The sequence below is a fragment of the Frankia sp. CeD genome, from assembly GCF_000732115.1.
Lineage (GTDB): Bacteria > Actinomycetota > Actinomycetes > Frankiales > Frankiaceae > Frankia > Frankia casuarinae.
Window position 1 is genome coordinate 1 of the sequence record NZ_JPGU01000007.1, and the last position, 24,374, is coordinate 24,374.

General features: G+C 68.7%; 20 protein-coding genes, 1 tRNA gene and 3 pseudogenes. 11 read left to right on the forward strand and 13 right to left on the reverse strand.

Going from position 1 to position 24,374, the window contains the following annotated elements; all coding sequences use genetic code 11:
* The 4 genes and pseudogenes from CED_RS06630 to CED_RS06655 all read left to right on the forward strand — a co-directional run.
* Window positions 1–291, forward strand: a pseudogene (locus CED_RS06630) (IS66 family transposase); the annotation flags it as partial.
* 2,000 nt (window positions 292–2,291) lie between these two features.
* Window positions 2,292–2,549, forward strand: coding sequence for a hypothetical protein (locus CED_RS06645; protein ID WP_131728916.1), 258 nt, complete (start codon window positions 2,292–2,294; stop codon window positions 2,547–2,549).
* A complete protein-coding gene (locus CED_RS06650; protein WP_011438401.1) occupies window positions 2,546–2,974 on the forward strand; it encodes a type II toxin-antitoxin system VapC family toxin in 429 nt (142 codons plus the stop codon). The genes CED_RS06645 and CED_RS06650 overlap by 4 nt, the downstream gene beginning before the upstream one ends.
* Window positions 2,975–3,071: 97 nt before the next feature.
* Complete coding sequence (locus CED_RS06655; RefSeq protein ID WP_235186938.1) at window positions 3,072–3,554, forward strand: SAM-dependent methyltransferase; 483 nt, start codon at window positions 3,072–3,074, stop codon at window positions 3,552–3,554.
* Between the two features lie 177 nt (window positions 3,555–3,731).
* Here the strand turns inward: CED_RS06655 and CED_RS06660 are convergent, their stop codons facing one another.
* Both CED_RS06660 and CED_RS06665 read right to left on the reverse strand, forming a co-directional pair.
* Entirely contained in the window at window positions 3,732–4,241 is a 510-nt protein-coding gene (locus tag CED_RS06660; protein ID WP_023840033.1) for an ester cyclase, read from the reverse strand.
* A gap of 280 nt (window positions 4,242–4,521) precedes the next feature.
* A complete protein-coding gene (locus tag CED_RS06665) occupies window positions 4,522–5,364 on the reverse strand; it encodes an alpha/beta fold hydrolase (RefSeq protein WP_011438398.1) in 843 nt (280 codons plus the stop codon).
* A 76-nt stretch (window positions 5,365–5,440) separates the two neighbouring features.
* On the opposite strand from CED_RS06665, the gene CED_RS06670 reads away from it, so the two are divergent.
* Complete coding sequence (locus CED_RS06670) at window positions 5,441–6,316, forward strand: helix-turn-helix transcriptional regulator (RefSeq protein ID WP_148214921.1); 876 nt, start codon at window positions 5,441–5,443, stop codon at window positions 6,314–6,316.
* Between the two features lie 171 nt (window positions 6,317–6,487).
* Here CED_RS06670 and CED_RS06675 read toward each other — a convergent pair whose 3' ends face one another.
* The gene (locus tag CED_RS06675; RefSeq protein ID WP_035909275.1) at window positions 6,488–8,197 is read right to left on the reverse strand and encodes an AMP-binding protein; all 1,710 of its coding nucleotides are present in this window, start codon (window positions 8,195–8,197) and stop codon (window positions 6,488–6,490) included.
* 217 nt (window positions 8,198–8,414) lie between these two features.
* Here CED_RS06675 and CED_RS06680 point away from each other — a divergent pair, with 217 nt between their 5' ends.
* On the forward strand, window positions 8,415–9,278 hold the full coding sequence (locus tag CED_RS06680; protein WP_023840038.1) for a LuxR C-terminal-related transcriptional regulator: 864 nt from the start codon (window positions 8,415–8,417) through the stop codon (window positions 9,276–9,278).
* A 248-nt stretch (window positions 9,279–9,526) separates the two neighbouring features.
* Here the strand turns inward: CED_RS06680 and CED_RS06685 are convergent, their stop codons facing one another.
* Together CED_RS06685 and CED_RS26070 are read right to left on the reverse strand one after the other, a co-directional pair.
* The gene (locus CED_RS06685) at window positions 9,527–10,483 is read right to left on the reverse strand and encodes a transposase (RefSeq protein ID WP_160172369.1); all 957 of its coding nucleotides are present in this window, start codon (window positions 10,481–10,483) and stop codon (window positions 9,527–9,529) included.
* Window positions 10,484–10,578: 95 nt separating this feature from the next.
* Window positions 10,579–10,713 (reverse strand): annotated as a pseudogene (locus CED_RS26070) (hypothetical protein); the annotation flags it as partial.
* Between the two features lie 130 nt (window positions 10,714–10,843).
* Between CED_RS26070 and CED_RS23450 the strand changes: the two are divergent.
* Window positions 10,844–10,993 (forward strand): annotated as a pseudogene (locus CED_RS23450) (hypothetical protein); the annotation flags it as partial.
* Between the two features lie 38 nt (window positions 10,994–11,031).
* On the opposite strand, the gene gap reads toward CED_RS23450, so the two are convergent.
* From gap to CED_RS06710, 4 genes are all read right to left on the reverse strand, one after another.
* On the reverse strand, window positions 11,032–12,042 hold the full coding sequence (gene gap / locus CED_RS06695) for a type I glyceraldehyde-3-phosphate dehydrogenase (protein ID WP_035909368.1): 1,011 nt from the start codon (window positions 12,040–12,042) through the stop codon (window positions 11,032–11,034).
* Between the two features lie 1,432 nt (window positions 12,043–13,474).
* The gene (locus tag CED_RS06700) at window positions 13,475–13,930 is read right to left on the reverse strand and encodes a hypothetical protein (RefSeq protein ID WP_133057101.1); all 456 of its coding nucleotides are present in this window, start codon (window positions 13,928–13,930) and stop codon (window positions 13,475–13,477) included.
* A gap of 136 nt (window positions 13,931–14,066) precedes the next feature.
* Window positions 14,067–14,143, reverse strand: a tRNA-Ala gene (locus tag CED_RS06705).
* 82 nt (window positions 14,144–14,225) lie between these two features.
* Entirely contained in the window at window positions 14,226–14,777 is a 552-nt protein-coding gene (locus CED_RS06710; RefSeq protein WP_049760996.1) for a hypothetical protein, read from the reverse strand.
* Window positions 14,778–15,724: 947 nt separating this feature from the next.
* Between CED_RS06710 and CED_RS06715 the strand changes: the two genes are divergently transcribed.
* Both CED_RS06715 and CED_RS26075 read left to right on the forward strand, forming a co-directional pair.
* Window positions 15,725–17,053: a phosphoribosyltransferase family protein gene (locus tag CED_RS06715; RefSeq protein ID WP_035909281.1), complete on the forward strand. Its 1,329-nt coding sequence runs from the start codon at window positions 15,725–15,727 to the stop codon at window positions 17,051–17,053.
* 36 nt (window positions 17,054–17,089) lie between these two features.
* Window positions 17,090–17,395, forward strand: coding sequence for a DUF1918 domain-containing protein (locus tag CED_RS26075; RefSeq protein ID WP_083503380.1), 306 nt, complete (start codon window positions 17,090–17,092; stop codon window positions 17,393–17,395).
* On the opposite strand, the gene CED_RS06720 is transcribed toward CED_RS26075, so the two are convergent.
* The 3 genes from CED_RS06720 to CED_RS06730 form a co-directional block, all read right to left on the reverse strand.
* On the reverse strand, window positions 17,313–17,954 hold the full coding sequence (locus CED_RS06720) for an ABC transporter ATP-binding protein (protein ID WP_235186939.1): 642 nt from the start codon (window positions 17,952–17,954) through the stop codon (window positions 17,313–17,315). The two genes, CED_RS26075 and CED_RS06720, sit on opposite strands and share 83 nt — an antisense overlap.
* A gap of 98 nt (window positions 17,955–18,052) precedes the next feature.
* Window positions 18,053–19,069 carry an ABC transporter permease gene (locus tag CED_RS06725; protein ID WP_035909372.1) on the reverse strand — a complete coding sequence of 339 codons (1,017 nt, stop codon included), beginning with the start codon at window positions 19,067–19,069 and terminating at the stop codon, window positions 18,053–18,055.
* A gap of 29 nt (window positions 19,070–19,098) precedes the next feature.
* Entirely contained in the window at window positions 19,099–19,506 is a 408-nt protein-coding gene (locus CED_RS06730) for a molybdopterin-binding protein (protein WP_011438358.1), read from the reverse strand.
* 254 nt (window positions 19,507–19,760) lie between these two features.
* Here CED_RS06730 and CED_RS06735 point away from each other — a divergent pair, with 254 nt between their 5' ends.
* Both CED_RS06735 and CED_RS06740 read left to right on the forward strand, forming a co-directional pair.
* Window positions 19,761–20,246: an NUDIX hydrolase gene (locus tag CED_RS06735; protein ID WP_035909284.1), complete on the forward strand. Its 486-nt coding sequence runs from the start codon at window positions 19,761–19,763 to the stop codon at window positions 20,244–20,246.
* Window positions 20,247–20,554: 308 nt separating this feature from the next.
* Window positions 20,555–21,073 carry a hypothetical protein gene (locus CED_RS06740; RefSeq protein WP_011438356.1) on the forward strand — a complete coding sequence of 173 codons (519 nt, stop codon included), beginning with the start codon at window positions 20,555–20,557 and terminating at the stop codon, window positions 21,071–21,073.
* Between the two features lie 2,462 nt (window positions 21,074–23,535).
* On the opposite strand, the gene CED_RS06750 is transcribed toward CED_RS06740, so the two are convergent.
* A complete protein-coding gene (locus CED_RS06750) occupies window positions 23,536–24,294 on the reverse strand; it encodes a TetR/AcrR family transcriptional regulator (RefSeq protein WP_232235089.1) in 759 nt (252 codons plus the stop codon).
* Window positions 24,295–24,374: the final 80 nt, after the last annotated feature.

Consider the following 24,374-nt stretch of genomic DNA (forward strand, 5'->3'; position numbering starts at 1 on the left):
GCGCTACGGACCCCGGTCGTCGGGCGGAAGAACTACTACGGCGCACACGCTGAGTGGGCCGCGCACCTCGCCGCCCGGGTCTGGACCATCGTCGCCACCGCGGAGCGTAACGGCCGTGAACCCCTCGCGTTCCTGACCGGCTACCTGAACGCCTGCGCCACAGCCGGCGGNAAAGCNCCCGCCGGCCCCGCCCTCGAACCCTTCCTCACCTGGCAGACCACCACCCAGACCGGCAGCCCTCCCAGCACCGACCCACCCCAGGACGGCCCACCCGACGGGCCCGAGCCCTAACCCCACCCACAAGCCGAAAACCACCCGACCGGCAACACCGGCCGGGCCTTCGGCCCGCCCACCCACGCCATCACCGAACTCTTACCGCCGGACGGGTATTCACGGCGCAGGCCGACCCCGCAGATTCTCGCCCTGCTGGCGTCCACCTATGGAACCGACGTCCACATGCTGGTGGACGCCCGCGACCGCGCCCGGATGCGACCGGCTGACCGGCTGGTGATCGACGCCATGACGTGCCAACGTCAACCGGCCGACTGCCACCGCTGCCACCGCCGGGAACCGGCGGCGGCCACGCCCCGGGTGCCGAGGGCACGGCCGGACGCGCTGGCGCCGTCCGGGCGCCTCGCTGTGTCGGCATACCCCCTGCCGATCGGGTAGCCGTACCGGTCGCCGTGCCGGTCCCCTGTTTGAGCGGCTACCCGGCAGAGCGCCACTGGCGCAGGCCACCGGTTCCGCCGGGGTCGCCCAAGGACAGCCCGACTCGTACCCCTACAGGTCACGTATTCACATCTGGACAGCCATGGCCCCGGCCGCTGGGCATCCGCGGACCCGCAGACGCCCGTAGGTCCGCTACATCCTGCTTGGCCAGAATTGTCCGGCTTCCCGCCGGTCCGCCCACCGGACCCCCCATCGGCCCGCCCACCGGACCACCCGTAAAGACGGGTGGGTCTGCGATGCCGTACCGGCGCAGGTCACAGCCCCTTCCACACCCACCCAAGCACTCCGCGACTGAAATACCCAACGGGTACTGTCCAAAGTTTAAGAGCGGGCCGCGGATGCGTGATGTGGTCCCTTTCCGTGCCGTTCTCCGGTAGCGACGACAGCTCGCGCTCTTCACGGCGAGCGACAACCGTAGCTGTCGGACCTTCCTGACAGCGGCGTCAGGCGCGGACGCCCGCAGGCCCACAGGGAACCCCTCTTTGCTGTGATCTCGCCCACAGGCGCGGGGGCGCTTTGAGATGAAATGCCCCAATTGCCGGATGTCCCAACCGATGCCCCGTCCGTGGCCCCAACGGAGGCCCCAACGGTGTACCCGCTTAGTGGCTACACCCGGGATGGCGCATCAGCGCAGCTCAGCGGGCATCTGACCCGTACCCAAGTGGGCCAAGACTTTAATGCCTCTACTGGCATCCTATCTAATCATGGTCCAGGGCGGGGGCGGCGGGCGGAACGCGCGCACTTGGCGGAAGCGGATAGTGCGGTTAGCGTTTATTCGCCGAATTCCCCCGTCCGTTCTGTGAGGTGCCGTGGTCGATCCGTCCCGTCTCCGCCGTCCCGCCTCCGCCGACTCGCACGACAAGCCAGCGCAGACCGGGGACGGGCCGCCGCAGACCGATACGGCGGACATCGGCAGGGACGACGTCACGGCGGTGCCGGGCGCCGGCGGACCGACGCTCCGCTCGACGGCCAGCACCCGGGNAGCCCACGATGCCGAGTCGGACAGCGACGACGCCGACGCGGTAGCGCGCTGGATGGCCGAAACGCTCGCCGAGGCCCCGCCCGTCCCGCCAGCCGTCGCCGCCCTCATCGCGGGCGTGCTCGTCCGGCGACCACCCGCCGCCTAACCTCCCGAGCAAGGGACCGTCGCCTACACGCCCAGAACACCGCCATGCGCGCCCATCGGCGCTCACGGCCGACATGCGAGTACCACTTGCCATGTGTCACCAAGGGGTGGTACCGATCGTATCGGCGTAGATTCGGGCGTCTCACCAGCATCTTTAGGTAGCCGGGCCCGGCCTTTGGTCCGTACCCGAGTTGCACACGTCGCGCGGCTCGGACGCAGTGCGCCGGCCACCGCACTGCCAGAGCCTCGTCGACGAGGCGGAACAGCACCGGCGCGTGGCGCGGCAGCGCGGCGGTCACCGCTCGGGCGACCTTCTCGAGCGGACGGGCATGACCCCACAGCAACGCCCGCAGGAACGTCCCGACGCGTCGGCAGGGACGGCGCATCCGTCCCGACGACGCGCTACCGCCCCGTCCGAGCGGGCTACGCTGGCACCATGACAACCGCGCCGCATGTGGCCGATGTGCACCGGATGGTGGATCGGCTTGCGCCTACCCAGGTGGAGGCGCTCTATGTGATCTTGGGTGGCATGCTCGGCCCGCGTCCGGCCACGGAGTCAGCACGGCAGGTTGACGACAGCGCAGCCACACCGGGGCGCCGCTTGTCGTTCATCGGGATCATGGATGGTGAACGCGATCTGGCTGAACGTTCATCTCGAATCCTTCACGAGGAGCTAGGCGAGCCAGACCGGTGATAGTTATCGACACCGGTGTACTCGTCGCTGCCATCAACAAGCGGGACAAGTTCCATGAATCGTGTGCCCACCTCCTCGTGGCGGCCGCCGAGCCCCTGGTAGTTCCCGCGATGGTCATCACCGAGGTTTGTTACCTGCTTGCGCGCCGGGGGCACGGAACGCCGCAACTGGCCGCCACGTTCTTGGAGTCACTGGCGGCCGGAGAGCTTGACGTGGAGGCGCCGACAGCCGCGGACCTCGACCGCGCTGCCCAACTGGTGCGGCGCTATGCCGATCTTCCGCTCGACGCAGTCGACGCCGCGGTAGTCGCTACAGCGGAACGCCTGGGCACACCCAAGGTCGCGACGGTCGACCGCAAGGACTTCCAGATCGTCGTTCCCAGCCACTGCGGCGCCTTTGAGCTTCTGCCTACGACCCTCGGCTGACTTCCACGCACCAGGACGAAGCGATCTCCACTGGCACGCATAAGAGCGCTAGGACCGGATGCCGGACGCCATGTGCAGCCCAGGGGTGGTACCCATCGTGTTGGTGCACGCCCGAGCACTGCTCGCCAGTACCCCCGAGGGCCGGGCCGCCTATCTCGACGCCGACTTCCGCAACCCGGAGGGGATCCTGGAGCCCGAGCAACTGCGGGAAACTCTCGACCTGGGCCGGCCTATGGCGGTCAGTCTGATCGCGATCGTGCAGTTCATCACTGATGACGCTATCGTTCAGGATATCATCGACCGGCTCATGCGCCCGCTGCCGGCGGGGAGCATCCTGGCGCTGTCGACCGCCACGGCCGACAGCGCGCCCGAGGAAGCTCGCGCCGGGGAGGCCGCATACAACGCCAACGGCATTCCGCTGATCGCGCGCGATAAAAGCACGGTCGAGCGTTTCTTTGACGGGCTGGAACTGCTTGACCCCGGAGTAGTGCTCGTCCACCACTGGCATCCCGACGAGGAGGCGGCTGCGCTGGACGATGCCCGCGTGTACATGTATGGCGGAATCGCCCGGAAACCGTAGCCCGCGCGCCTCGCCGTCCATGACACTGTGGATATGCGAGATCTCGCCCGGCCGGTAGGTGGTCAGCCGCCAGGGCGCGCTTGCGCGTTTTGTTGTCCTCGGCGGCCTTCCCTGCCTGTGCAGGACAGGGCAACGCCGCCGCCCGTTACGACGGCGCGCCCTGTCCATGGATGTGGGTTATGCGATGGTTGCGCGGATGGGTTCGCGGTCGGTCAGGCCAACTCCGCCGCGGGGGGCGTCGGCCTCCCCCTTCATCTGGCGGAAGATCGAGTCGTTGTCCCAGTACGCGCGTTCGGCGATGAGCTTGCCGGGGTTGTCGTCGCTGAAGAGGTAGAGTGCGGCGATTTCGAAGCGAACCACATGGTTCTGTGGAGTGATNCCGGCGAACTCGCTCCGATGCGTTCCGGTGACAGTCACCTCTCGCCAGGAATAGCCGGGGAGGTCGTATTCTCCGGTGACGGTGATGACGAAGTCTGGTAAGGCGACAGTGAGCGCCTCGTAGAAGTCTTGCACGCCCCGGATGCCTTCGTAATGGGTGCTCATTGGGACGACATCGTAGAAGGAACGCTCGTCACGCACGAAGGTGTCGTAGACCTTCTCCCACTCCTTGGCGTTCTCCTGGCGAATGTGCTCCTCGATGGTCGCACGTTGCAGAGCAATCCGCTCCTCGACGGTAATAGTGATCATGGTATTGATTTCCTTTCTGATTGGTGTTTACTTTTCCATCTTGGTTTCTAACGGCCGTCCGTCTCCAGTGCGAAGAAGACCCACGAAGAAGACCATGAAGACGGCCACGAAGACGTCCTGAGTGAAAGCGTCGACCGGGTGCGGGCAGGTGCGGAACCGGTCGAATAAATGCCGTTCTTCAGAATGCGGACCCGCGTTCACCGGTGGGCCCTTATCTTCGCCCAGCTTCGGTACGGCACGGCGTCCGTCACCATGCCGAATAATCGGGTGGATGCTGCGGTCAGCGCACGGCAGCAGTGGCAGATGAAAGGGTGCCGACGAACTCGGTGAGTTCGGTGTCGAAGCGTGTGGGGTTCTCCACGAACGGTATGTGCCCCACGCCGGGGTACGCGGTCACGGTCGCCGCGGCAATGATGGTGTCCAACTCGGCGAAGGCGGCCGGGATGATGACGGTGTCGTCGCTGCCGTAGATGATCCGGGTGGGGATGGTCAGTTCGGCGAGCACCTCATCGCCGTCGTCGACGCGCCCGAGGATCGCGGCCCGTACCCGCGGCGGTACCGCGAGGACGGCGCCGAGCAGTCGTTCGCGGGTGGCCTGATCCCAGTCCCCGGCGCGCAGTAGATCGACGAACGCGCCCGCAGCGGGAACCGCCTCGCCGAGGTCGGTCGAGGTCAGTCCACCGGCTGTCGCGAGAAAGTCCGGTCCCAACAGCGCCAGGGCGTCCGCGCTACCGATCTTGCGCAACGGGGACACCAACACCAGTCCGGACAGACCGGACTGTCCGTAGGTGCGTAGAAAGTCGGTAGCCACCAGACCGCCGTAGGACCACGCCACCAGAACCACCGGCCCCGGTCCGGCGAGCGAGATAACCGCCGCGAGGTCCTCGGCCCACGTGCGGCTGAGCGCGTAGGTGTCGTCCTCGGGTACATCCGAGCGGCCATGCCCACGAAGGTCGGGCGCCAGGATGCGGAACGAATTCTGGATCCGCGCAACGAGCGGGTCCCACACGCCCGCGTTCAGCGACAGGCCGTGGACCAGCACGACGGTGGGCGCCTTTTCCGGGCTGTGCTCGAGGACTCGTAGTCGTGCCCCCGCGGCCCCGGTAACGATATGCTCTTTCATGGATTTCACCTTGGACTAGAATGTGACCGGCACCACTACAATGATTGTCGTGAAGGTCCGCCTCAATGCCACTTAGGTGGCATTGAAAATCTTGGCGGCGAGTGATATGGTGATTCGTTCGGAAGTGGCGTCTCTCCGGGTGGGTAACGTCGCGCTGGACGCATGTTTGCTGGAGGCCATCGTGGAGCTGGAAGCTGCGGACTACCGCCGCACTCTCGCGGTGATCAACGACTGTGTCGGTGCGACCGAGTCACCGTCCTTCCGTAGCGTCGTCCTCGACGCGTTCTCGGCGCACCTTGGCTACGAGCACCTCACCTTCTCCCTCGGCCGCCACCCGTCATTGCAGCTGGAATTGAGCGAGCCCCGCACTCGTGGCATCCTTCCCGAGCTCATGGCACGCTACCTGGACAGGTATGCCGGTCGAGATGTCTTCGCGCACAAGTTCGCTCGTCAACTGATGCAGGAATACGGCCAGGCCGTGCTCCCGCAACTGGCAGAGATGGCCCTCGGCAACGACAGATGCGGAGAATTCCTCGAGGATTTCTTGCCGCAAAACGACATCAGTGACAAGATCCTCGTCTGGCTGGATACCTCGCTGCCCGTTCACGGTTACATCGGAGTCGTCGCGACGGGCGGGCGCACCTTCGATCATAGAGATCACGAACTCCTGCGGGGACTTCGGCCGACGTTGTCGTACCTGCTGCGCAGCCATCTCGAACATCAGGTCGCGCCGGCGGGAATAGTCTTGTCGATCCGCGAGCACGAAATCGCCCGCTACGTTGCCGATGGATGGCCCAACAGATTGATCGCTCGGGAGCTCGGGATCTCGGAGTGGACCGTCAAACGTCACATCACCCATGTGCTCGCCAAGTGCGGCGTGCGGTCACGTACCGAGCTGGCCATCATGTGGCAGTCCGGCAGACGCGGAACCGACGCCGCGGAGCTCCTCTGACCGATCTGACCAGATATCGGAAGCCCAGGTCATGCTTGCGGGCGCCCTCATTCGCCCCTCATAACCGAGTCGCCTGAGCGCCACCGGGCTCACCGCTGCCGAACTGGACGACCCCCGGAACGGGGCACGCACTCCAGCGCGCCCCATCCACGGCCCGTGGTGTCTGGTCGATCAGTCGGCCTTACGGCTGGTCAGCCTGGGAAAGTCGGTGTCGCGGTACTCCATGCTGAGGCGGGTGCCCGCGGCTTCGCTCTCCCTGCTGCGCAGCTCGACGCGCCGGNTCTTGCCGGNGATCGTTTTNGGTAGGNCGTAGAACTCCAGCCGCCGGACGCGCAGGTAGGGGGCAAGGTTTTCGCGGGCGTGACGGAGGATCGCCTCNGCTGTCTCGCGGTTCGGCTCCCATCCCGGAGCAAGTGCGATGTAGGCCTTCGGCACGGCCAGGCGTACCTCGTCGGGTGCGGGCACGACGGCTGCCTCGAGCACAGCCGGGTGTTCGACGAGGACGCTTTCCANTTCGAAGGGGGACACCTTGTAGTCCGAGGCCTTGAACACGTCGTCGGTACGGCCGATGTAGGTGAGGTAGCCGTCCTCGTCGAGGGATGCGACGTCACCGGTGTGGTAGTAGCCGCCGGCCAGTACTTCCGCGTTGCGTTCGGGGTCGCCACGGTAACTGGTCATTAGCGCGAGCGGGTGCGCGGCCAGATCGAGGCACAGCTCTCCCTCAGTGCTGGAGCGCTGGCCGCTCACCGGGTCGACCAGGACCGTGGGCACGCCCGGCAGCGGACGGCCCATCGACCCCGGCTTGACGGCGGCGCCAGGTGAGTTGCCGACCTGGGCGGTCGTCTCGGTTTGGCCGAACCCGTCGCGCAGGGTCAGGCCCCAGTGGGCGCGGACCTGGTCGATGACCTCCGGATTGAGGGGTTCACCGGCCGACAGCACCTCGCGCAGCGCGCCGGGCCCGCCGGAAAGATCGACCTTGATGAGCATGCGCCACACGGTCGGCGGCGCGCACATCGTGGTTACGCCAGCCCGGCGGAGCTGCGCCAGCAGCTTGGCGGGGTCGAACGTGCCGTAGTTGTAGACGAAGATCGTTGCTTCGGCNATCCACGGCACGAAAAACGAGCTCCACGCGTGCTTTGCCCAGCCAGGGGAACTGATGTTGAGATGCACGTCACCGGGTTGCACCCCGGTCCAGTACAGGGTGGACAGGTGCCCGACCGGATAGGACACCTGGCTGTGCTCGACGAGTTTGGGCCGGCTGGTGGTTCCGGAGGTGAAGTNGAACAGCAGCGGATCGGTGGGGGCGGTACGGGATTCGAACCGGTGCACCTCGGTGACGCCGTTGGCCTCGGTGTAGGGGCGCCAGCCGGCGGCCTCGCCACCTACAATGACACCGTTCAGGTTTTTCAGCTTGACCTTCACCGCGTCGGCGGCATTGGCGATCACGCAGGTGGCGCCGCCGCGTTCGATCCGGTCGGCGAGGTCCGTCGGACCGATCGCGGTAGTGGTGGGTATGATTACCGCGCCCAGCTTCATGAGCGCCAGCATCGACTCCCAGAGCTCCACCTGGTTGCCGAGCATGAGGATCACCGGATCGCCCTTGCCGATGCCTAACCCGGCAAGCCAGGTCGCTACCCGGTCCGAGCGACGGGCCATCTCGTCATAGGTGCACCGACGTTCCGAACCATCCTCTTCCACGATCCACAGCGCCACCCGGTCGTTGTTCCGGGCGATTGGGTCAAACCAGTCGATGGCCCAGTTGAACTGGCCTTCGAACCGTGGCCAGCGGAACTCCTCCAGCGCCTTGCCGTAGTCCGTGCGCAAGTTGATCAGAAGATCGCGGGCAGTGCGGTAGGTCTCGGTCGCGGCAGTCGACGTCATCGGCAAACTCCTTCCAACACCGCACAGAGTCGTGCCGAGCCGCCCCCGCCGGCCACCCCCGAAAGTTGGTAGCAGGCGGGGATGGCCACGGGGTGGTAGCGGAGGTAGCCGCGTGATGGTCGCGTGATGGTCACGGGGATGGCCGGTCGACGGCTTGCCTCGGCCGGGTTACTGTGACGTGCACAACATGGCGGTGTGCGCAATGAGGACGGACGCGATGAGTGACACCCGATTACTTCGTCCAGACGACCGCGCGGCCTTGCGGGCCGAGCTGCGCACCATCATCCGGCAGGGCGGAGTCCCGGTGGCATTCGCCGGTGAGGTGGGTGGCAACCGCTTGCGCCTGACGGAGTTCCTGGGCACTCGCACCACCGGCCTGCACAATCTGGAGGTCTGTCCCGGCACGGGACTGGGCGGCCGGGTGATCCTGCAGGGCCGCCCGGTCGGGGTGACCGACTACGCCAGCGCGCGGAGCATCACGCATGACTACGACCGGCCCGTCCTCCGCGAAGGTCTCGCCTCGTTACTCGCGGTTCCCGTTCACGCTGGTGGCCGTTGCCGTGCCGTCCTCTACGGCGCGGTGCGCCAGCCCGCCGCGTTGGGCGACCGGATACGGGACGAGATCGTTGCCGCGGGCCGGCGGCTCGTCCACGAGCTCACCATCCGCGACGAAGTCGATCATCGGTTGGCGATGGCCGAGTCGCTCGCGGCCGTCAGACAGCTCGAGCCCGCGCACGCCGCCACGCTCGAGGAACTTCGTTCGGTGCACTCCGAACTGAGGGCCATCGCGGGAGCCATGTCCGATTCGGCGCTCCAGCGCAGGATCTACGCGGCCGCACAACGTCTCGTCGCCGTCGGCGAGAGCGGGCCGGGAAAGAATTCCAAGGTACGCCTGTCCACCCGTGAGACCGATGTCCTCGCCCAGGTCGCGCTTGGCTGCACCAATGCCGAGGTCGCAAACCGGCTTTCGCTCTCCCGCGAAACGGTCAAGGCATACCTGCAATCCGCCATGCGGAAACTGGACGCGGGCACACGCTACGAAGCCGTCGTCCGCGCCCGCAAGGCGATGCTGATCCCCTGAAATTACCCTGACTTCGCCCGGCGGGGACTTCCGCCCACGGAGAGCCGTGCCCGGTCTTCGTCGCTGAGCTGTTCGGGGCTCTCGTGGGCGTCGTGATGCGCCGAGAACCGCGTCGAGGGTCGGGCCGCCAAGTCGTAAGCATTCACCTGGTTTAGGGATCTTGCTGTAGGTGGCGGTTCGTGGGCGTGGCTGTGGGCCGTGCAGGCGGGGCCGGCGCGGCGGGATCGGTGGGATCGGTGGGGTGCCCGTCAGGTGGGGGCGACGGCGGGTGGTGGCATCCAGGGGGTGCCGCGGAACGCGAGCCGTAGGGCGTGCAGGGCGGAGACGCTGTGTTTGCGGGTGGTGGACAGGTAGCTGGCGATCTGGAGGCGGCAGGCGGCCACGGCCGCGGAGGTGAGCCGTCCGGAGATCTTCTGCTGGGTCTTGAACGGCCGTAGGTCGCCTTCGGACTGGTTGTTCGTCGGCCACACGTCGAGGTCGAAGACGAACCGGAGCATGTCGTCTTGGCGGTCGCGCAGGCACTCGAGTAGGCAGCGGCCGACCGGCTGCTTCGCGCCCTTCTCGGCCGCGGGGACATCCCTGAGCCCGACGCGGACCGCGCCGCGGTACTCGGCGACCAGCGGGTCGCGCAGCGCGGCGGGGACCTCGGCCAGCACGGCCGCGCGGGCGAGGTTGGCCTGGTGGACCAGGCCCCGCAACGCCTGCTGGAGCTGGACCGGCCACACCGCCTCCGGGTAGGTCTCGACGGCGTCCTGGAGGTCACGCAGCAGATGGCTGACACAGAGTTGGNGCAGGAAACCGACGAACTCCTCGGCGTCGTAGAGGGCGTAACGGTCGTGGACGACGACCCCGAGCATCCGGCCGAGCAGGAACACCCAGAAACTCGCCTTGTCACGGCCTCCCAGCATGAACAGCGTGAACAGCAGCGTCGACGCCGAGAGCACGTAGCGCTTCTCGCCCTTCGGCCCGACCTTCAGCGGTGTCTCGTCGAACCCGACGACCTTCTCCGCGGCGATCCGCTGTTCGATCGCGTCGACCGGCTCGGCGACCACGTCCGCGCCCNGGGCCAGCAGCGAGCGCAGCCAGCCCGCCGAGACCTCCCCCCCACACAGCTCGGCGATCGCCTCCCTGGCCCGCTCGACCGGCAGGTGCTGGCGGACCAGGAAGTACAGCGCGAGCGCACGCAACTCCGGCCCGTAAGACACCGGCGCCCCGGACACCCCGCCGGGCCGGGCGGCTTCCGCCCCGGGATCGCGTCGTCCGTGGACGGCGACAACGACGAGTTCCGCGAGTTCCGCGACACCTTCCGCTCCAGGTCAGCGACCTTCGCCGTCAGCTTCGCGATCTCCCTGGCCTGTGTCGCCACCGTCGCCCGCAACTCGGCGATCAACTCCGCCTGCGCGCGGACGAGGGCGATCAGCCCCTCGATCGGCATCTCCTCCGGCGGCGGCACCCCACCACATCACCACACGCACCAGATCCGATGCGCCACACATCAGCCAACAGGCGGACCCGGAACGAGCGCCAACCACTCACAGCAACATCAACAATGAAGCTGAATGTTTACGATCGGGACGACCACCACCCGCACCGGGCTGACCGTGCACGCCAAGCTCGACCCCGGTACCCATCCCACCGGCGTCGTCGTGCCCGACGAGGTCATGCCGACGTTGCCGTTGACCGCGCATGGCTGGCACGGCGTTCCTCACCCGCCAGGACGGCTGACTCACTGTGGCCCCCCTGCCCAGTTCCGTCATGCAGTCGCGCCGCCGACCAACTGGGTTGTGTCTATAAGGCGGTTGGAGAATCCCCACTCGTTGTCGTACCAGCCGAAGATGTGTACGTGGCGCCCCTCGATAACCTGCGTGAGCAGGGAGTCGAAGATGCATGACGCCGGATCCTTGACGATATCCGCGGAAACGACCGGGTCTGCAGTGTAGCGCAGGATTCGTGCAAGTTCACCGTCCGCCGCCTTGCGGAAAAGCGAGTTGACCTCCTCCACCGTCGTCTCACGGTCCACCCGGACGGTCAGGTCGGTCAGCGAGCCAACGGGAACAGGAACCCGCACCGAGTACCCGTCGAGCTTGCCCTTCAGGTTTGGGAGCACGAGGCCGATCGCACTGGCGGCATTGGTGGTGGTCGGGATGGTGCTGAGGTTGGCCGCACGGGCGCGCCGGGGGTCGGGGTGCGGGCCGTCCTGCAGGTTCTGATCCTGCGTGTAGGCGTGGATCGTGGTCATGGTGCCGCACTCGATGCCGAGCCCGTCATCGAGCACCCGGGCCATGGGAGCCAGGCAGTTCGTCGTGCACGAAGCGTTGGAGACGACCGTGTGCTTCTGGGGGTCGTACAGGTCATCGTTGATACCGATGACGAGGGTGAGATCCGCGTTCTTTGCCGCAGCAGAGACGACCACCTTCGAGGCGCCGGCATCAATATGCGCCCGGGCCTTGGCCGCGTCGTTGAACACGCCCGTCGACTCGATGACAACGTCGACTCCGAGGCGGCGCCACGGCAGCTGTGCCGGGTCGCGTTCGCTGAGAACCTCGACCACGGTGTCCCCGACCCTGAGCGATGAGCCCTCCGCCGCGACCTGCTGCGGCAGCGGCCCGTACACGCTGTCGTACTTCAGCAGGTCCGCCAGACTCTGCGCGCTGGTCAGGTCGTTGACCGCGGCCACGCGGATGTCGGCACCGGAAGTGAGCAGCGCACGGAAGTAGCTACGGCCGATACGGCCGAAGCCATTGATTCCCACAGTGATTGTCATGATTCCCATTCTGATTACTAGGAGCCTCGCAGCATAGGTGTCATACTTTCGGTAAGTGTCGATATATCCCTCACATAAAAAGATCGAGGCGGTTAGACTCCTGCGAACTCGGCGAGCGAATCAAANCCGGCCGCACACATGACTGCTTTTTNTNTTNAAAGCTCACAGCATCGGCGGATCATTCTGATCCCGTCGCCTGGCGAGCATCTCCGCCGTATCCTTACGGACGCATCCTAGAAATAGGGCGTGACACTCCAATGGTTCGCTGCCAGTTTCCTCGATTGCAAGTCTGAAGAACTCACCCTGTCAGGCTTCCACAGCACTCCAATGCTTGGCTTGATAGAATACTTAGCTATGCCCATCCCCCGAGGGTTTACCTCTTCCCTATACAGCTATAACTGTTCCCGTAACTGTGCGCATCTCTCCAGGGCAACATGTCACCTGCACAAGTCCGCCGGCCGGTACTACACGCAATGCGCACACCGCCAGGCTCGCCGTCGACGCGGATGCTGCAGTTCGCCGAGATGAAGATCTGACCACAGGTCAGATCAAACAACTTCGAATCATGGCAGTCAAGTCGGCACGCAGCCTCAGCAGGCCAGCGCACCTGGTGTGAATCCAGTCACATGCAGGATTTGGTAACAGGGTTCCCCGATCCGAAGGATCGTTGCGTGGCGCAGCATTGACAGTGGGTGATCACGGAGAGGTTGCCGGGGTTGCTGTTGCGCTAGCCTCGGACNTTCGCCGGATTGATCTTCTGTTGGTGGAGATAAGCGGGAAAGTGCTTCTGAGCAGGGAGGATCGTGCTTGCTGAGGGCCCGATCGATCCCGTATCGAGGCTCGCCTTCGCGGCGGGCCAGGGCGAGTCCCAAGCATGGATGGTTTCTCTCGTCAGTCCAGGATCTGGAGATGTTCGCCAGTTCGCCGATGCAGACGTCGGTGTTGTACCAGGTCAGCAGCCTGTCGATCATCTCCTGGATAGGGGCTCGGTCTTCCCGGCGGTGTGGGCGACGACGAGGGTGTTGACCTCATGGAGCAGATCAATCAGCCGGCTCCCCCACTTCTGGGCGCCCGGCGTGAACTCGCCCTTTAACCTCCGACTGTCACGTTGCGTGATACCTACTGGTGTTGTGGGGTGGTTCGGCGTGTCCTCGTGACGTGGAACGATCTTCGGAAGATCTTGCTCTCGCCAAAGAAGCCGTGATCGAACCGAAGGTCATGATGGGCAGTGNGCAGGACGAACCAGGACGCGTCGAGGCTCTGGGGAGGCTGTGTCGCTTCCGGCCGGAGTTCTACGACTGGCGGGGTCAAAGGCAAGCATGGCGACGAGTTCGCTTACTACGTCTGCGGTGGCCGTCATCAGGGCAGAAAGTGCAGCTTGCCGTATCTGCCCGCCCATCACGTGGAAGACAACGTTGTCCGTGGCTGGCCCCTATGGGTGCGGATGCACGAGGTTGACGCCGAAGCGGCAGAGGTCGCCCTCCAAGACAAGTTGAACCTTGGGAGCGCGGACCGCGCGGAGACCCGGCAACGGGCTGCCCGCCAGATGAAGGTCTTGGATGACCAACGGCGCAAGCTTGTCCAGATGGCCTATGCCGACGCCATCCCACTCGACCTCCTGAAGACGGAGCAAGACCGCATCGGCCGGGAGCAGCTGGCCGCCCAGCGGGCTCTTGCCCAAGCCGAAACCGAGCACGAAGACATCTCCGAGACCTTCCGTCAGGCCGTCACCCTGATGCGCCTGGGCCCTGCGATCTACCAGCAGGCCACCCCGGAGATCCGGCGGATGTTGAACCGGGCCTTTTTGGTGCGCATTGAACTTGATGTAAAAGAGACCGGCACGATGCTGGCCCAGCCCTGGGCATCCATGGAACGTGTGGTACGTCACACACGGGAGTTGCGGCTCGCGGATATGGCCGACGTGACATGTATCACAGAAGGGTCGGGACTGGGCCCATCCGAGGGCCCAGAAACGACGGACCCCGGCCATGAAGATCATGACCGGGGTTCGAGTATGAATCCTTTGGTGGAGGTGAGGGGACTCGAACCCCTGGCCTCCTCCGTGCGAGGGAGGCGCTCTACCAGGCTGAGCTACACCCCCTGGAAGCATCTGAAGCTTACAGGACCGCGTAGCCCATGTGACGACCACCCGGTTCGGATGGATCGCCACCTCCGGCCGGCCGTCAGCTGATGCTGATGCTGATGCCCTCCTTGCCCCGAGCCCTCGATCGGGCGGCCGGCACGGCGACCTCCCGGGTGAGATCTGGCTGGATGCGGTCCGACAGGGCGAGGCCGGACCGCGCCCCGCCGGACCTCGCGACGGTGGCCATCAACCGGTCGAACAGGGGGGCCGCGGCGGCTGGCCGGAGCAGCCCCGCCTCATGGCCGCACCATCCCCACACCCGAGCGCCGTCGATGACGAGCTCCTGGTCCGGCTCGGTGCCTCGGGGGAAGGCCAGCCGGGCGTCGGTCGGAACATCCGGCGTGCCGAGCGGGTGGTGCGTCCACAGCTGCAGGGACTCCTCCGGGCACCACGCCTTGTCGCGGACGGCTATCTGCCATACCGCCCGTCCGGGCCGGTACAGGGCGAGCCGGATCGCCGTTCCCCGGCAACGGAACAGCAGACCGACCCCGTCGGGACGAACACCTCGTACCTCGACGGGCACCGGGGAGCTCCCCGAGCAGACGAGGTATCCCTCGCTCCGCAACCGGGCCATCCACGACTCGAAGGTCACAGCGAACGCTGCCTTCCTGATAGTTCTCGATAGCTACACAGTGATTACGTGATGATTACGCAGTAGTTGCGCTGGTCTGGGAAGCCCCATCGGGGGATCGGCCGGTCGGGACCGGACCAGCCGCCAGGACCGGACCAGCCGCCAGGGCCGGATCAGCCCGGCTGGCCCTGGCGGCGCGGCCACAGGTGACCGGGGCGGGCAGCGGGCTGGCGTGTGACGGGAGAAGACGGAGACGGCGCGACCTGGCTCATCCGGCGGAGCGCACAGCTCAGCCGGTTATCCGGGGAGCGCACACGGAGCACTCCGGTGAACGAACCGGCCGGGGCAGGACGGGAGTCCGGGAATACGGATGATCGATAGCTGCTCCCACCGGGAGCAAAAAGATCATCCGTTCAGGTCTGGCGCCGAGCTCCGAGGCCCCTCGCGCCCAGAACGGTCCCAGAATTACAGGACCGATGTGCTCGTCGCGCGTGCGGCGAGGCTCAGTGGACGCGAGGGCTGGGACAACACCGACAGCGCCCTGGACAACAGACCTCTCGCCACGCCCAGTGAGGGGTGGAGCCGGGCTGCCAACGGAGCGTCACATCTTTATTATGCACGGCAGCCCGGCCGGGCGTCGGAGCGCAAGTGGCCGCCGGAGATCGGTTCAGGCCCATGCGGACACGGTGATTCCGGCTGTCCGGAGTGCCTTGACGATCTTCACGCCGCACGCCGCACGCCGCACGCCGCACGCCGCACGCCGCACGCCGCGAACCACGCGCCGCGAACCACGCGCCACGCGCCGCGCGCCGCGCGCCGCACGCCGTGTATCGCTCGTCTCGGGGCAGGTGCCCCGAGACGGTGTGGGTCGGTATCCCGGCGACTACCGGGGAACGACAACCACAGGACGATGTCCGGTCCGGACGGCGAGCACGAGGAGTCCGCCCGGCCGGCACGAGGAGGTTGTCGTGATCTTCGATAATCGGGAGGAGGCCGGCCGGCAGCTCGGGCAGCGGCTGGCGCATCTACGCGGTCGTGATGTCGTTGTCGCCGGGCTGCCCCGCGGGGGCATTCCCGTCGCGTTCGAGGTGGCGCGGGCGCTGGAGGCCCCGCTGGACGTCATCCTCGTCCGCAAGCTCGGTGTCCCCTTCCAGCCTGAGCTCGCGATGGGGGCGATCGCCGAGGGTGGGGTGCGGGTCGTCAACGAGGAGGCCCGGCGGCTGGCCAACGTGGGGCCGGAGGAGTTCGCCGCGGTTCAGGCGCGCGAGTTGGTGGAGCTTGATCGTCGGACCCGGCGGTTCCGGAACGGCCGGCCAAGGATCCCGCTCGCCGGGCGGACGGTGGTCGTGGTGGACGACGGGATCGCGACCGGCTCGACGGCCTCTGCCGCGTGCCAGGTCGTGCGGGCCCAGGGAGCCACCCACGTGGTGCTGGCGACCCCCGTTGCCCCCCGTGACCGGATCGGCTGGCTGCGCCGGCAGGCAGACGAGGTGGTCTGCGTCCAGACGCCCGACGCCTTCTTCGGTATCGGCGAGTTCTACGCGGACTTCTCCCAGACACCGGACGAGGAGGTCGTCGACCTGCTGCGCCGGGCCGCGCTGACGATGCCGGTCGGCGGCGCGGTAGCCGACCCGTCCGGCGGCGACGTCGAGGTCGACATCCCCGTCGGTCGAGTGCGGCTCGCTGGTCGGATCACCGTGCCCGACCCGTCCCGGGGAGTGGTCGTCTTCGCCCACGGCAGCGGCAGCAGTCGGCACAGCCCACGTAACCAGTTCGTGGCCCGCGACCTCAGTGCCGCGGGGCTCGCGACCCTGCTGTTCGACCTGCTCACCCCGGACGAGGAGCGTGACCGGGCGAACGTGTTCGACATCAGGCTGCTTGCCCGGCGGCTGATCGATGTGACCGGTTGGCTGCGCGGCCAACCGGTCACGGCTACCCTCCCCATTGGTTACTTCGGCGCCAGCACCGGCGCCGCCGCGGCGCTGCGGGCCGCCGCGGAAGGGGGGTTCCCCGTCGCGGCCGTCGTGTCGCGGGGCGGCCGACCGGACCTGGCCGCGGCGCAGCTGACCGCGGTACGCGCCCCGACGTTGCTCATCGTCGGTGCGCGGGACGATCTGGTCCTCGAGCTGAACCGGCAGGCCCAGGCCCGACTGCTGGGCTGCGAGAACCGGCTGGCGATCGTCCCGGGCGCCACGCACCTGTTCGCCGAGCCGGGTGCCCTGGAGCAGGCGGCCGCGCTCGCGCGTGACTGGTTCGTCGATCACCTGGCGTTGGCCGGCCATCCCGGTCGCGCCTGACCGGGTACTGACCTGCCCTCCGCGCGACGCCGGGCGATGCGTGCCCACCCGGGCGACACTCTGGTGGTCCACCGTCACACCACCCGGCAGCCGGATCGACTCGGCGAGATCTTCGAGGTGCGCTCGGTGGCGGGGGATCCGCCGTTTGCGGTCCGCTGGTCCGGCACGGGGCACGTCAGCTTCGTCTACCCGGGTCCGGATGCCGAGATCCGTCACCGCGACGGGGAGGCATGCGGCGGGGCCGGCGGAGCGGACCGGATCAGGCCTGGTCGACGACCCGCCCCGCATCGAGGGCGAGGATGCGGTCGGCGAGAACCTCGGCGTCCGTGGGATCGTGCGTGACGATGAGCACCGGAGCCGCCAGCGTCGGTAGCACATTATGCAGGAAGGACCTGACCTCGCGGCGGGTCGCGGNGTCGAGCGCGGCGAGCGGTTCGTCGAGCAGCAGCAGTCCGGGCCCTGATGCCAGCGCCCGCGCGAGCGCCACCCGTTGCCCCTGGCCGCCGGACAGGGCATCCGGTCGCCGGTCGCCGAGATGGCCGATCCCGAACCGTTCCAGCCAGGTGTCCGCGGACGCCCGGGCGTGCCGCCGCCCCTGACCGAGGCGGGCCCGCAGGCCGAAGGCGATGTTGTCGCGGGCCCGCAGGTGTGGGAACAGCAGGTAGTCCTGGAAGACCATGCCGACCGGCCGCTGTTCGGACGGGACGAAGCGGTGCTCGGCCGGGTCGTCGAGAACCTCGCCGGCGAGGGTGATCCGGCCCTCGTCGAGCGGGAGGAGACCGGCCAGGGCCCGCAGCAGCGTGCTCTTGCCCGCCCCGCTGCGGCCGAGGACGGCGACCGTCTCCCCCCGTGCCACGCTGACCTCGACGTCGAGCACGAACTGGCCCCGTCGCACCGTCATCAGCGCGCTGAGCCCGTCTGACGCCGGATCCAGGCCGGGGGCGGAGGGCGCCGCCCGCGCCGAATCTCCGGTGACGGTGTTCACGGGACGCCCTGTGTTCACGGGATGCTCCGCTCGAGCGCATCGGGGGCGCCGTCACGCGTTCCCCGGTTGCGTAAAATTCGCCGGGTGCCGGGGAACCACCGGCCCCGCAGCGCCACCAGAACCCCGACGCAGACCGCGAGCAGTACGAGTGACAGCGCGATGGCGGTGTCCGAGTCCGTCTCCAGCGCCAGGTAGACCGCGAGCGGCGTGGTCCGGGTGGTCCCGGGGAAGTTGCCGGCGAACGTGATCGTGGCCCCGAACTCGCCGAGGGCGCGGGCCCAGCACAGCGCCGCGCCGGCGGCCACCGCCGGCGCCGTCATCGGCATGGTGACTCGGCGAAACGTCANCCNCGGCCCGGCGCNGNGGGTGGNGGCGGCGTCCTCNAACCGCCGATCGGCGCTGTTCAGCGCGCCCTCGACGGACACGACGAGGAACGGCATGGCCACNAAGGTCTGCGCGATCACCACGCCGACGCTGGTGAACGGGATGGTGATGCCGAACCAGCCATCGAGGTACTGGCCGACGATGCCGCGCCGACCCAGTACCAGAAGTAGGGCCACGCCGCCGACCACTGGCGGCAGCACGAGCGGGAGGGTGACCAGGGCGCGCAGCAGAGACCGGCCGGGAAAACGCGTGCGGGCCAGCAGCCAGGCCAGGGGGACACCGAACAGCAGCGACAGCACGGTCGTGGCGGTGGCCGTCTCCACCGACAGGAGGAGGGCCTGCCGGACCGCGATCTCGGTGAGCAGATCGGGCAGGGCGGACCAGGGAGCGCGGACGAGCAGGCCGACGAGCGGCAGGAGCAGGAACAGGCCAGCGATCCCGGCCGGCACCAGCAGCGCCCAGGACATCCGGCGGCGCGTTTCCCGGCGAACCGTGCGGCGTGGATGTCCGCCGGTCCGCGGGTCACCCGGCCGGGGTGCCCGATCGCGCGGGCCGAACCGGCCGCGCGGGCCGAACCGGCCGTGCGGGCCGACGGCCCGTTGCTCCGGCTGACCCCCTCGAAGGAGCGAACCGCCGCGGGTCGACACGGCGGGCAGGCCCTTCTCGCTGATCGGGGTCAACGACGCTCGGGAAGCTCGATGACGACGTTGGTCGACTTCACCGCGCCGACCGCGAGGACGCCGGCTTCCAGCCCGAGTTCGTCGGCGGCCTCCCGGCTCATGAGCGAGACCAGGCGATGCGGGCCGGCCTGGATCTCGACCTGGGCCATCACCGTGTCGCGCACCACGCGGGTGATAATCCCGGGGAAGCGGTTACGCGCGGATTCGGCGACGACCGGCGTCTGGGCGGCGGTCTGCTCGGTCGCCAGATCCTTGGCGAATCCGGCCAGGGTGCCGCCTTCGATCGCCCGGCGGCCGGCGTCGTCCAGGACGGTTGGCAGTCGGCCGCTGTCCGCCCACCGGCGGATGGTGTCGTCGCTGACACCGAGCAGCGCGGCGGCCTCGCTGATCCGGAATCTCGGCATGGGGTGATCGTACCCGCATCTTCGGGGGAGCTGCGACGCATGATCCGAAATTACGGAGAAATCACAGAGAAATATCCGCTCCTGCGGGTCGGGCGGCGAGGTGGTCGGATTGACGGGACCGTGTCCTCGACCGACCCGATGTCGGCCGGATGACCGGTTGGCGCATCACGATCCGGTCCGGCGGGGCACGATGCGGAGGTTGCCCTTCTCGGCCCGACTCGCCCCCTGCCCGACTCGCCACTCCTGGAGCACCCGTGACACCGCTCGCTTCCAAACCGACCGCCACCACGTCCTACGGTGACCCGGTCGCCGGCCCCGTGCGGATCAACGCGCGCGCGCTGCTCGTGGCGGGNGATCGGGNGCTGCTCGCCAACGAGCGTGGCCAGAAGTCGTTCCACTTGCCGGGAGGCCGGGTTGAGCCGGGGGAGACCGTGCAGGCGGCGCTGCGCCGGCTGCTGAACGAGCAGGCCGGTATCGAACTGGACTACCTGACGTTCGTGGGCGGCATCGAGAGCATCTCGATCGAACGCGGTGGGCGGACGGGGGTGCTCGACGTCGTCTTCGCCGCTGACCGGTCGTGGGGCGCCGACTTCGGGAGCAGGCTGAATGATCTCGACATCGTCTCGGTGTCCCTTGGGAGCCTGCTCGACCTGGAACTAAGGCCCGCCGACCTGCGCCGACTGGTCCCCGCCTGGCTCACTAACACCCGTCCGGCCTGGTACGGGTCGGCCAGCCGCTGACCGTAGGCGCGCATCCTCACCTTCGCACGGTTGACCTCATCTCGACTTCAGGTTCTAGCGTTCCACGCCCGCACGCCCGCACGCCTGCGGGTCGGAATGCGGTCGGATGCAGGAGCCAGGCGNCCCCCGCCACAGCCCCGTGACAGGCCCGATCCGGTGACGAACCGCCCTGGCCCCGGATCCCCTTGGGTACATTCGCCCGGTGTTCTCTCGACGCCGACCCTGGCCGTCGCGGTCCGCATCGGGCGCTGCATCGCGCGATGGTCACCGCTGTTTCCGTCGTCACCGCCGGACGGGGTGACAACGGCATGGTCGTCATCGGGGTGACGGGTCACCGCGGGCTCTCCGGCGGGCAAGCCGAATACACGGCCGGCGAGATGCGCCGGGTGCTGGCGCCTCTCGCCGCGGCCGGGTTGACCGGGATCAGCTGCCTGGCCGAGGGAGCAGACACCATCTTCGCCGACGTGGTCCTCGAACTTGGGGGCCGGCTCATCGTCATGATACCCGCGGCCGGTTACCGGGACTTTCAACCCGCTACGCATCGGCGCAACTACGACCGGCTGCTCGGCCGCGCCACCGAGATACGCAGCCAGGACCGGGCGAAGCCCGATCTGCCCAGCCTGATGTCGGCGAGCCGCCTTCTGGTCGACGCATCCGACCGGGTTCTCGCGGTGTGGGACGGTCTGCCGGCGCGTGGCTTCGGGGGGACGGCGGACGTCGTCTCCTACGCGCGCTGGCGACGCAAACCCCTCCAGATCATCTGGCCCGACGGTGCCGTACGGGCGGGGGCGACCTCCGTCGCCGGCTCGGGCGAACGACAGCGGTAACCGGCGGAGGTCGCCGCGGGGCCTGGGCTACCGCGGGGCCAACGTCACGACGTCCACCTGCACCGGGGCGAGACTCCTCCTGGCCGGAGCCGTCGTGGCCGGTGGCCGGGTCGTTGCCGGCCGGGTCGTTGCCGGCCGGGTCGGGGGCTTGGTCGCCGTGGACGTCACGGAAGCTGCGCTGGCGGTCGTTGCCGCGCGGGTGGTCCGGCCACCGGTGGCCGGGGTGCCGGTGGTCGGGGTGCGGGTGGTCGGGGTCCTGGCCTCGATCGGCCCGGCGGCCACTCCTGCCGCCGCTGCGGACGGCCTGGTCGGCACCGGCGGGGNGGCGGCGAGAACGGGCGGTGCCTGGTGCGCAGGCGGGGAGGCCGCCGACGCCGGGCCGCCGGAGGAGCGCCCGGGCGGCGCGGACCTGCCACCCGCCGCGAGGCGCAGGGTGTTCAGAGCGAAGTCCTCCGCCGCCAGGTCGTTCTGCTGTTCCTCTTCGGTCGGGCCGAGGACGGATCCGCCGCCGGGGGCGCTGGGCCCACCTGAGCCGGGTTCGTCCACGGCGAGCTCCTCCGTGGCGGGGCTGCCTGACGCGGCGGGCCGGGGGGCGGCTGGTGTCCGCACGGGCGGGCGGCCCTCGCGGGATCCGGACCGGCCGCTGCTCGGAGTGTCCACGGTGCCGCCGTCGTCCGGCTGTGACTCGTGCAACGGAGCACGCGCACCCGTGGTCACGTCGTCGGGCGAGGAGTTGAGCCCCGCAGCGGTGGCTGCGGCGGCCACAGCGGCCACCGCGGCCACCGCGAATGCGGCGACCGGGCGCATCCGGGACCGGCGAGCACGAACGAGCGGGTCCGCCGGCAGGCGTTCCNCCCGTGGCTCGGCCGCCCGCCTCGCTGATGTGGATCTCACCGATGCCGCTCGCCCGGAGTCCGCTCGCCCGGAATCCGGACGCGGGGAGGCCTCCCGGCGCTCCGGCGGTGGCAGTGTCGGGGTCGGGGGCAGTGTCGGGGGCGGTGGCAGTGTCGGGGTCGGGGTCGGCGGCAGTGTCGGGGGCGGCGGCAGTGTCGGGGGCGGCGGCAGTGTCGGGAGCGGCGGCAGCGCCCGGGCGGCCATCGGGTCCGGGACACTCCCGGTGGGGCTCGGTGCCCGCCGACCGGTGCTGTGCCGCCCGCCCGTGGCCGTCCTGAGGGGAGCCTTTCCGGGGGGAGCCGTCCGGGTCGGTGGTCGAGGATCGGTAGGCTCAGGCCGCGGATCCGCGCCTGTCGTCGCGGCGCCCGCCCGCCCGCCGTGAGCCGTGGCGGCCTGTCGGCCACGGCCCCACGCCGCTCGGGTCGACCGCGGCTTCGATCCGGCGAGCAGCGCCAGCAGTTCGGTGGTATCGGGCAGAGAGGCCCCATCGGCCTGTCGCACACGGGCGAGCGCTCGCCGCACCCCCTCGCCGATGGGAGCCGTGTGCTCCGACCGGTCGGCGCGGCGTCGTCCGGCCCGGGCCGCGGGTTCGACAGACCCGCTGGGCTTTCCCGTCGCGGCCAGATCGACGATCCCGGCCCACGCGACGATGTCAGCGGCGGGGCCCTCCCNGCCACCCNCCNCGGGNCCGTAGCCATAGCCGGGCACATAGCCGGGGCTGCTGGGGGGAGGCCACAGGTGGCCGGAGCGCCCGGCGACGATGTGCGGCGTCCCGGGCGCCGTCCCGCCGGCCGAGCCGGCCGCGGGGGACAGCAGCAGTGGCCGCAGGGCCGCCGCGACACCCAGGTCTACCAGCCGCGGCCCGGTAACGGAGAGCACGACATCCGTTGCCGTCAGGTCGCCGAGTGCGCCGACCGTGCGGTGCGCCGCATCGATGGTCTCCAACAGGGTCCGGGCAAGGCGGTCGATCTCGTCCGAGGACAGCGGTCCGCGTTCGGTGAGCTCGCGGGCCAGGGTCGGGCCCCCGACGAACTCCGTGACCATGTAGGGCCGCTCGGCGGCGGGCGCGGCGTCGAGCACGCCGCAGGTGTGTGCCCCGGCCAGCACGCGAGCGCGGTCGATCGCCGCCGCGAACCGGGCCCGCATGTCCGCGCGCAGGGCGTCGCCCGGGTGCAGCGCGCGGACCGCGACCTGCGCGCCTCCGACCGCACGGCTCAGATAGACGATGCCGGTGATGCCGGCGTCCAGCCGACCGAGCAGCTGGTAGGGCCCGAGTGAGGTGGGCTCGCCAACGGCGAGCGGCGCGACGTGACGAGGTAGCCGAGCGGTCATGGTGATAATGCCCCGAATGCGGCTCGTGGACGGTCAGCGGCGTTTATTCTCTCCGACGGTAGCTACTCCAGTCGTGTCCGTGAAGACCGCTACGCCTCCTTCTTCGCCCTTCTTCGCATCCGCAGCGAATTCGGCATCCGCCGTGACGTCGGCGGGCACGGGGCACGAGCGCAGTGATCATCGTCGGCGGAACATCGCCCGGCTGTTCCCCGGTCGGCTACGTCCCGGCCGACCGATCATTGGTCGGTTGGCGGCTCCGGCGCGTACGCGACGGCGATCCCGTCGAGAAGCCATTTCAGCGCCTGCTCGAAGCGCGGCGCCGTGTATCCGCAGCCGAGGGCGGCGATGGCGCGCAGCCGTGGGTACTCCTTCTCGGCGGTCTGTGCGTCCTCGGCGCTCTGCGCGCGGTTGAGGACCTGGGCGTCAAGGACCTGGACGGAGAAAACCGGTTGCGCCGTCGGGACACCGGGGCGATTCTGGGCGTCGGCCGCCGGAGGCCGTCGGCGGTCGAAATCCTCTCGGTCGCCGAGTTCGCGCAGCGTGCAGCCGACCACCAGATCATTAAGCGAGTGGATGATGCGCAGCTGGTCCTGCGGATCATCGGTGATCTTCGAGGCGACGGTCAGGCACTGCTCGATGTGCCGCAGCTTGTTGGGACCGAAACCCCGGCGGATGCCGATCCGAAGGGCCCAGGGATGTTCCTGGAAGGACCGCCTCGCGCGCCGGGCGATCTGGGTGAGGCCGTCCCGCCAGTCCTCGGGAATCTCGTCCAGCAGATGCCCGGCCAGGAACGCGTCCCACATCAGGCCGGTCAGTTCGTCCTTGTCCCGGACGTGGTGGTAAAGCGTCATCGTCCCGACGCCCAGATGTGCGGCGATCCGCCGCATCGACACCGCCGCGAGCCCCTCCGCGTCGGCGATCTCCATCGCGGCCAGGGCCAGCCGTTCACCGCTCAGGGGCGTCCGGCATCCCGGTGGGGTGGACACCCGTGCCATCGGCTTCCCCGGGGGCCGCCCCGGGGCCGCACTCGGCGGCGCCGCCATCGCCACTCACCTCCTGGCAGGACGCCTCCTGG

What these genes read in the sequence shown, in the direction of transcription:
- CED_RS06645 (WP_131728916.1), top strand. Translation starts at nt 2,292, where the DNA reads ATGACAACCGCGCCGCATGTGGCCGATGTGCACCGGATGGTGGATCGG.
- CED_RS06665 (WP_011438398.1), bottom strand. Translation starts at nt 5,364, where the DNA reads ATGAAAGAGCATATCGTTACCGGGGCCGCGGGGGCACGACTACGAGTC.
- CED_RS06680 (WP_023840038.1), top strand. Translation starts at nt 8,415, where the DNA reads ATGAGTGACACCCGATTACTTCGTCCAGACGACCGCGCGGCCTTGCGG.
- gap (WP_035909368.1), bottom strand. Translation starts at nt 12,042, where the DNA reads ATGACAATCACTGTGGGAATCAATGGCTTCGGCCGTATCGGCCGTAGC.
- CED_RS26075 (WP_083503380.1), top strand. Translation starts at nt 17,090, where the DNA reads ATGCGTGCCCACCCGGGCGACACTCTGGTGGTCCACCGTCACACCACC.
- CED_RS06730 (WP_011438358.1), bottom strand. Translation starts at nt 19,506, where the DNA reads ATGCCGAGATTCCGGATCAGCGAGGCCGCCGCGCTGCTCGGTGTCAGC.
- CED_RS06740 (WP_011438356.1), top strand. Translation starts at nt 20,555, where the DNA reads ATGGTCGTCATCGGGGTGACGGGTCACCGCGGGCTCTCCGGCGGGCAA.
- CED_RS06750 (WP_232235089.1), bottom strand. Translation starts at nt 24,294, where the DNA reads ATGGCACGGGTGTCCACCCCACCGGGATGCCGGACGCCCCTGAGCGGT.